This is a genomic window from Pseudomonas botevensis (genome assembly GCF_019145475.1).
In the GTDB taxonomy this organism is placed as follows: domain Bacteria; phylum Pseudomonadota; class Gammaproteobacteria; order Pseudomonadales; family Pseudomonadaceae; genus Aquipseudomonas; species Aquipseudomonas botevensis.
The window spans coordinates 307,002-315,322 of record NZ_JAHTKI010000004.1 but is presented as its reverse complement, the minus strand read 5'-3'; the positions used below and the strand labels follow the sequence as shown (position 1 = coordinate 315,322).

Here is an 8,321-nt window from a genome sequence, read left to right as displayed (position 1 = left end):
GGTGACCCAGACAATGGCCAGCAGAATGGCGAGTGGCCATTCCAGTTCCGCGTATTCCTTGGTGGTGGTGTAACCCAGCGGCAAGGTAATGATCGCGCCGACGATCACCGCTTGCCATCCCCAGAAGGTGAAGGCCGCGAGGCTGTCGGAAATCAGTCGCGTCTGGCAGGTTCGCTGCACGACATAGTAGGAAGTGGCAAACAGTGCACATCCACCGAAGGCAAAAATCACCAGGTTTGTGTGCAACGGGCGCAGGCGTCCAAAGCTCGTCCACGGCAGGCCGAAATTCAACTCCGGCCAGACCAGTTGCGAGGCGATGAAGACACCGAGCCCCATGCCAAGGATCCCCCAGACCACCGTCATGATGGCGAACTGGCGGACTACCTTATAGTTATAAGCAGTCGGACTGATTGCTGTGCTCATTCTAAGGTTCCACGGTTTGGGTGTTTTATTAGGATTAAAATCGGCCGCAAGTATGGAGAAAGCAGGGGGTCATTGCAACGCGCCATGACCTGGGTCAATGCGTTCCAGCGCTGATTCTGCGGCCTTTCCATGCGCCGCGTAAGGACAAAATCGGCCTCGAAAAAAATCGTTCGGCGGATGAAAAAAATGCAGGGTCCGGATCGCATGCAACCGGGTGGGCGGGAAAGGCGAGATCGGAGACGGACGGTCATTTGCGCGACAGCCGGTATCTACCGGCGCTTGCAGCCTGATCGGTCAGCCGATTCGTCGATCACGGTGCCCGGGGTCGACCTGGAACCGGCACATGCCAGTCCGCATCGGGCAAGCGTAGACCCGAATCCGGGGATACGAAAGGCAGGTTGCAGAGGGGGTGCGACAATGCGTCGCAAAGGGGAAGGGGACTGCCGCATTCGATCGAATGCGGCAGGGAAACGCGGGAGGGTTACTCTTTCTGGCCTTCGGCTTGCAGATTTTCTGTATTCAATCCGTGCGACAGGCTGTATACATAAGCCGCCAGCAATTGCACTTTATCGTTGCCGAGCAGTTCGCTCTGTGCTGGCATGTGACCCTGACGACCATGGCGGATGGTCTGTTCGAGTTGGGTCAGGCTGGTGCCGTAGATGAAACCGGCCGGATGCGTCAGATTCGGCGCACCCATGGCTTCAGTGCCTTGGCCGTTTGCCCCATGACAGGCTACGCAGGTGGTGCTGAACGCTTGCTGTCCGGCCTGCACATCGGCCTTACTGTCAGCCGGCAACGGCAACCCGGCCAGTTCGTGACGCACATAGGCCGCCACGTTCTTCACCCCGGCTTCGCCCAACACTTCACCCCAGGCTGGCATGGCCGCCATCCGGCCACCCATGATGGTGGTCTTGATGGTCTCGGCACTGCCGCCCCAGCGCCAGTCCTTGTCGGCCAGGTTCGGGAAGCCGAAGGCACCCTTGGCGTCCGAGCCGTGGCACACCGAGCAGTTGGAGGCGAACAAGCGGCCACCCATTTTCAGCGCCTGCGGATCCTTCGCCACTTCTTCCACCGGCATGGCGGCGAATTTGGCGAAGATCGGCCCGAATTTGGCGTCGGCCTTGCTCATCTCCTTTTCCCACTCGTGGACGCCGGTCCAGCCGTCCTCGTAGCCGGGCAGGATGCCTTTCCAGTTTCCGAGGCCCGGATACAGGATCAGGTAGCCCACGGAAAACACCAGCGTGCCGGCGAACAGCATGAACCACCACTGCGGCAGCGGGTTGTCGTACTCCTCGATGCCGTCGAAGCTGTGGCCCATGGTCTGGTCGACGCTGCCCTTGGTTTCGCCCCGGCGGGTGCCGATCAGCAGCCAGGTCAGGCCGATCAGGCTGCCGATGGTCAGTACGCAGATCCACGTACTCCAGAAGGTGGTCATGGCCGGGTACTCCTTGGTTCAGGTGCTAGGGTTGTGTCGGGTTGTGGTTCGTCGGCGAACGGCAGCAGGCGCGCTTCGGCGAATTCCGGCGTGCGCTTGCGGTTGAACACCCAGAGGGTCAGGCCGACGAAGGCCACGAACACCACGACCGTGCCGAGGCCGCGAATCAGCCCCGCGCTCATTTCAAAGACCATGGCTCACCTCTTGCTCTTGATCGCAGTGCCGAGCACTTGCAGGTAGGAGACCAGGGCGTCCATCTCGGTCTTGCCCTTGAGGCTGGCCACGGCGCCGCTGATGTCGTCGTCGGTGTACGGCACGCCGAGGGTGCGCATGACCTTGAGCTTGGTTTCGGTGTGGCTGCTGTCGACCGCTTGCGTGACCAGCCACGGGTAGGCCGGCATCTTCGATTCCGGGACGACGTTGCGCGGGTTGTACAAGTGCGCGCGGTGCCAGTCATCGGAGTAACGCGCGCCAACCCGGGCCAGGTCCGGACCGGTACGCTTGGAGCCCCACAGGAACGGGTGGTCCCAGACGCTTTCACCGGCCACCGAGTAGTGCCCGTAGCGTTCGGTTTCGGCACGGAACGGCCGGATCATCTGCGAGTGGCAACCGACGCAGCCTTCGCGGATGTAGATGTCGCGGCCTTCGAGTTGCAGCGCGGTGTAGGGCTTCATGCCTTCCACCGGCTTGTTGGTCACGTCCTGGAAGAACAGCGGGACGATCTGGGTCAGGCCGCCGATGCTCACGGCGAACACCATCAGCAGCATCAGCAGGCCGACGTTCTTTTCAATCGTTTCGTGTTTCATGGCGAACTCCTCAGGCCATCTGCGCGGCAGCAACGACATCAGCAGGCTGCGAGGCCCGCACGGTGCGCCAGGTGTTGTAAGCCATCAGCAACATGCCGCTGAGGAAGATCGCCCCGCCAATCAACCGCACGATGAAGCCTGGGTGGCTGGCCACCAGGGTTTCGACGAAGGAGTAGGTCAGCGTGCCGTCTTCGTTCACCGCACGCCACATCAGACCCTGGGCGATGCCGTTGACCCACATCGAGGCGATGTAGAGCACGGTGCCGATGGTGGCGAGCCAGAAGTGCGCAGAAGTGTTGATCAGGCCGATGCTGTGCATCTGCTCGCGGCCGAAGACTTTCGGGATCATGTGGTACAGCGCGCCGATGGAAATCATCGCCACCCACCCGAGGGCGCCGGCGTGGACGTGGCCGATGGTCCAGTCGGTGTAGTGGGAGAGGGCGTTGACGGTCTTGATCGCCATCATCGGGCCTTCGAAGGTCGACATGCCGTAGAACGCCAGCGACACCACGAGGAAGCGCAGGATCGGGTCGCTGCGCAACTTATGCCAGGCGCCCGAGAGCGTCATCATGCCGTTGATCATCCCGCCCCAACTTGGCGCCAGCAGGATCAGCGACATCACCATGCCCAGCGACTGCGCCCAGTCCGGCAGCGCGGTGTAGTGCAGGTGGTGAGGGCCGGCCCAGATGTACAGGGTGATCAGTGCCCAGAAGTGGACGATCGACAGGCGATAGGAATACACCGGACGCTCGGCCTGTTTCGGCACGAAGTAGTACATCATCCCGAGGAAACCGGCAGTGAGGAAAAAGCCTACGGCGTTGTGGCCGTACCACCATTGCACCATTGCGTCGGTCGCGCCGGCGTACAGCGAGTAGGACTTGGTGAAACTCACCGGCAACTCAAGGTTGTTGACGATGTGCAGAATCGCCACGGTGATGATGAACCCGCCGAAGAACCAGTTGCCCACATAGATGTGCTTGGTCTTGCGCTGCATGATCGTGCCGAAGAACACGATGGCGTAGGCGACCCAGACGATGGTGATCAGGATGTCGATCGGCCATTCCAGCTCGGCGTATTCCTTGGAGCTGGTGTAACCCAGCGGCAGGCTGATGGCCGCCAGGAGGATCACCAGTTGCCAGCCCCAGAAGCAGAACGCGGCGATTTTTGGCGCGAACAATTGCGTCTGGCAGGTGCGCTGCACCGAGTAGAACGAACTGGCGAACAGCGCGCAGCCGCCGAACGCGAAGATCACCGCGTTGGTGTGCAGCGGGCGCAGGCGGCCGAAACTGGTCCAGGGCAAGTTGAAGTTGAGTTCGGGCCAGACCAATTGGGCCGCGAGAAAAACCCCGAGCCCCATGCCGACGATGCCCCACACCACCGTCATAATGGCGAATTGGCGGACCACCTTGTAGTTGTAGGCGGTACTGATAGAAGTGTTCATGGTTCCCCATCCACGGTTCAGCCGAAGCGAGCGCGCCCGCTAAAAGCAGCGCGCCCTTCGCCTGGAGTTATAGGCAGACTAAAAGCGAGGCAAGCATGGACAAACAGCACAAGGCCAGTATTGACGGGGATCAATGGGCGCAGTGCGTGCGGGATCATGGGTGGCTTTGGGATGCGGCTGTCGGGGAGGCTTCGGCGACCCTCATCCTCGCCCATGGTGCGGGTGCGCCGATGGACAGCGAGTGGATGACGGATGTGGCTGGGCGCCTTGCCGGGCTTGGCGTCAATGTGTTGCGGTTTGAGTTTCCGTACATGGCGCAGCGGCGGGTTGATGGCGGCAAGCGCCCGCCGAATCCTGCGCCGAAGTTGCTGGAATGCTGGCGTGAGGTGTATGGCTTGGTGCGACTTCATGTCGCTGGGCCACTGGCGATTGGCGGCAAGTCGATGGGTGGGCGGATGGCGAGTTTGCTGGCGGATGAGCTTGGTGCTGATGCGTTGGTTTGCCTGGGTTATCCGTTTTATGCGGTTGGGAAACCGGAGAAGCCTCGGGTCGAACATCTGGCTGCTTTGAGGACGCGGGCGCTGATTGTGCAGGGTGAGCGGGATGCGCTTGGCAATCGGGAGGCGGTTGAGGGGTATTCGTTATCGCCGGGGATTGAGGTGTTTTGGTTGGGGGCGGGGGATCATGATTTGAAGCCGCTCAAGGTTTCCGGGTTTACGCATGAGCAGCATTTGGCTTCGGCGGCGGAGAAGGTTGCCGGGTTTCTTCGGTGAGGCTTTTTTGGGGGGCATATCCGTTGCTGCGGTAACGGCTACTTAGGGTTTCGCCCTTACGGCGACTCACTTTTTTGACAAACGCCTCAAAAAAGTAAGCAAAAAAACGCTTACGGCTCCTGCGTTCGGCCCGCTCGCTGGGGCTCGGGGTTCCTTCGCTCCGGGATTCATCCGGGAGGCATCGCCTACGGTTTGCTTCGCTGCACCTCCTCTCGATGTGTTTGGCTTCGCCAAACGGTCGCTGCGCTCCCACCCCCGGACGAATCCCTCCACTCAGCCTTCCGACGTCGCCCGAAGATCAAAAGCGGTACTCGAGCTAACGCTCATCGTGTTGAGTGGTTTGGCGAACGGTTTGCTTTCAGTGTCGAGCTTACCCCTCTCCCCAAGGAGAGGGAGCCGAATGGGTAGCTTTCAAGCGTGAGTTCAACTCGGTATCCCACGTCGGCGTACTTCTCCCAAACACCTCGGTCAGTTCCCTCTCCCACGGGGAGAGGGCTAGGGTGAGGGGGAAGATTTCACTGACACGCCACAAAAACTGAAAGCTCTTCCAGCCCAGCATTTTCAGCGCATAAACACCAATGCGTGACGATGTTTAAAGCACACAAACCGTTACGCCATAAGGGCTACAACACCTTGCGTCGTTGCCTACGGCTACGCCAGAATCCGCCGGCTTACGCGGCTTGGAGAGGGCTATATCGTTTCCCTGTCACTGAAAAACAGTGATCGGGTTTGGTAGCCCGCTTTCTTGACAGCTGTGTGGCGTCACCTTATGCAGTCTCATTTTTTGGGCTGCGCTTTATATGGTGGCCATGCGTGGGGCTCCCTCGGGGGCGCCGGGGGTTTCTCTGTCTTGACCGGTCTACCAACCCACGTATGGCCGCCACCCTTCGTTTGGTAGCGAAAGTGTCGGCTCTTCAATTTTTTCAAGATGGAGAGTCCTTATGTTCAAAATCACGCCAAACCCACCAGAAACCGATCCAGTCCCCCACGACCCCGCGCTTGAGTCTCAAAAGACAAAAGACGCCGTTGACCGCGCACTCGACTTTTACTTGGGCCCGGAAGCTCCGAAGTGCTTCCCACCCAAGACCCGCCCCATTTACATGGTCGATCCCACGCTGGATGACGAAACGCTGCTGGTCGAAGCCTGTGAATCCCTGTCATCAGCCAACGCCATGGCCGGCAATATCGCCAACTCGGTGAACGGCCCGGAGCGCAAACCGCTGCTGGCGCTGCAACAGTTAATCATGCTGAACGAGCTGTTGGTGAATCGACTGCTGGACAGGCTGCGTTTGCCGCAGTAATCGCCAGCTCTGACGTTGTACGTTTCAGCGGGGTAATAAAAAGCCCGGACGCTTTCACGTTCCGGGCTTTCAAAATCACGAGATTGATGCTCCTCAATAATCGGGAAGCAGCCGGCCAGTGATCACAAATTTATCGAACGCTTTCTGTCCATCACGGGCCGCTCGCTGCACATCAAGGAATGTCAGTTCACCTCGGACCTCCTTTCTCACAGGTTTGTCGGTCCTGACCATCGGATCCTGCGTAGGTGATGTATTCATGTTGGCTAGCCCGTGTGAATAAGTTTGAACGACAAAGTAGAGACGGACTTCATCGCGTGCCAGTCAGTCGGGTCTGATTCAGTTGTAGGCACTATCCGCGCTTTTCGAATGAGATTTTCGCCGGCAGGCTGGGCCTCTTCGCGGGCAAGCCCGCTCCCACAATGATGGTGGTGTTGCGAGGTTTTGTGGTCAATGCGAAACGACTGTGGGAGTGGGCTTGCCCACGAAGAGGGCGGTTCTGGCCACATCAATTTCAGACAGGCAATAAAAAACCCGGAAGCTCTCGCAATCCGGGTTTTTTGTTTTGCCAATCCAATCAGCGGTTAAACCGCTCCACCAACGAATACTGCGTATTGGCCGTCTTGGTCAGCTCTTCACTCAGCAACGCCGAGTTATGCGCCTGTTCCGAGGTCTGGTCCGCCAGTTCCGAGATGTTGCTGATGTTGCGGCTGATTTCTTCAGCCACCGCACTTTGCTCTTCGGTCGCAGCGGCGATCTGGGTGGTCATGTCGGTGATGTTGGCCACCGCTTCGCTGATCCCCACCAGGGCCTGATCCGCTTCCAGAACTCGTGACACACCTTCTTCGGCCTGGCGATGCCCGGCTTCCATGGTCTGTACGGCGCTGGTGGCGGTTTGCTGCAGCTTGGCGATCAGGGCGTGGATTTGCCCGGTCGATTCGCTGGTGCGTTGTGCCAGTTGGCGGACTTCGTCGGCCACCACGGCAAAGCCGCGGCCCATCTCGCCGGCACGCGCTGCTTCAATCGCAGCGTTGAGGGCCAGCAGGTTGGTCTGGTCGGCGATGCCTTTGATCACGTCGACCACGCCGCCGATTTCGTCGCTGTCCCGGGCCAGTTGGGTGACGGTCAGGCCGGTTTCACCCACGACTACCGACAGGCGCTGGATGGCTTCGCGGGTTTCTCCGGCGATGTCGCGGCCGCGACCGGTCAGGCGATTGGCTTCCTGGGTGGCGTCGGCGGTGCGCTGCACGTGGCTGGCGACTTCCTGGGTGGTGGCGGCCATCTGGTTGACGGCGGTGGCGACCTGTTCGGTTTCCACGCGCTGGCGTTCCAGGCCGCTGGAGCTGTTGTGCGCCAGGGCATCGGACTGCTTGGCCTGATCGGTCAGGTGCTCGGCGGTGTCCTGCAGACGGGTCAGGCAGGTTTTCAGACGCGCTTCCTGGCTGAGAATCGACATCTCCAGTCGTGCCTGCGCGCCACGGCTGTCGGTGTACATCTGCGCGATCAGCGGGTCGGACGTGGTCTGCTCGGCCAGACGCAGCAGGCGCTTGAGCCCGCGTTGCTGCCATTGCAGGCCCATCAGGCCCAGCGGCACCGAAAGACCGGCGGCGAGGGCGAAGCCCCACTGCGAGTTCAGGGTCGCGCCGATCATGAAGCTCAGTTGACTGACCAGAATGAACGGCAGCCAGTCCTGCAGCACCGGCAGCCATTTGTCTGCTTTTGGAATCGCCGACTTGCCCTGGTTGATGCGTTGATAGAGCGCTTCGGCACGGCGGATCTGTTCGGCGGTGGGTTTGACCCGCACCGACTCGTAACCGACCACCTGACTGCCTTCGAACACCGGTGTCACATAGGCGTTGACCCAATAATGGTCACCGGTCTTGCAGCGGTTCTTGACAATGCCCATCCATGGCAAGCCTTGTTTCAGTGTGCCCCACATGTGCGAAAACACCGCCGCCGGGACGTCGGGATGACGGACCAGGTTGTGCGGCGCACGGATCAGTTCCTCACGCGAAAACCCGCTGATCTCGACGAAAGCGTCGTTGCAGTAGGTGATCACGCCTTTGGCGTCGGTTGTGGAAATCAACCGCTGTTGAGCCGGGAATGTCCGTTCGCGTTGTGTAATGGGCTGGTTATTACGCATGG

General features: G+C 60.1%; 8 protein-coding genes. 2 read left to right on the top strand and 6 right to left on the bottom strand.

Annotation, left to right across the window (positions count from 1 at the left end; genetic code table 11):
* The 5 genes from KVQ74_RS08485 to ccoN all read right to left on the bottom strand — a co-directional run.
* The coding region (locus KVQ74_RS08485) for a cbb3-type cytochrome c oxidase subunit I (protein ID WP_217830630.1) at nt 1-423 on the bottom strand (423 nt) is incomplete at its 3' end.
* A gap of 481 nt (nt 424-904) precedes the next feature.
* Nucleotides 905-1,858 carry a cytochrome-c oxidase, cbb3-type subunit III gene (gene ccoP, locus KVQ74_RS08480; RefSeq protein WP_217830629.1) on the bottom strand — a complete coding sequence of 318 codons (954 nt, stop codon included), beginning with the start codon at nt 1,856-1,858 and terminating at the stop codon, nt 905-907.
* Complete coding sequence (locus KVQ74_RS08475) at nt 1,855-2,052, bottom strand: cbb3-type cytochrome oxidase subunit 3 (protein WP_217830628.1); 198 nt, start codon at nt 2,050-2,052, stop codon at nt 1,855-1,857. Before KVQ74_RS08475 ends, ccoP begins: the two co-directional genes overlap by 4 nt.
* A gap of 3 nt (nt 2,053-2,055) precedes the next feature.
* Entirely contained in the window at nt 2,056-2,664 is a 609-nt protein-coding gene (gene ccoO, locus KVQ74_RS08470) for a cytochrome-c oxidase, cbb3-type subunit II (protein WP_008082031.1), read from the bottom strand.
* A gap of 10 nt (nt 2,665-2,674) precedes the next feature.
* Nucleotides 2,675-4,105 (bottom strand): cytochrome-c oxidase, cbb3-type subunit I, encoded by a 1,431-nt coding sequence (ccoN, locus tag KVQ74_RS08465; protein WP_217830627.1) that lies wholly within the window; start codon nt 4,103-4,105, stop codon nt 2,675-2,677.
* A gap of 95 nt (nt 4,106-4,200) precedes the next feature.
* Here ccoN and KVQ74_RS08460 point away from each other — a divergent pair, with 95 nt between their 5' ends.
* A complete protein-coding gene (locus KVQ74_RS08460; RefSeq protein WP_217830626.1) occupies nt 4,201-4,878 on the top strand; it encodes an alpha/beta family hydrolase in 678 nt (225 codons plus the stop codon).
* 941 nt (nt 4,879-5,819) lie between these two features.
* Nucleotides 5,820-6,179, top strand: coding sequence for a DUF6124 family protein (locus KVQ74_RS08455; protein ID WP_217830625.1), 360 nt, complete (start codon nt 5,820-5,822; stop codon nt 6,177-6,179).
* A gap of 574 nt (nt 6,180-6,753) precedes the next feature.
* Here the strand turns inward: KVQ74_RS08455 and KVQ74_RS08450 are convergent.
* Nucleotides 6,754-8,319, bottom strand: coding sequence for a methyl-accepting chemotaxis protein (locus KVQ74_RS08450; protein WP_217830624.1), 1,566 nt, complete (start codon nt 8,317-8,319; stop codon nt 6,754-6,756).
* Nucleotides 8,320-8,321: the final 2 nt, after the last annotated feature.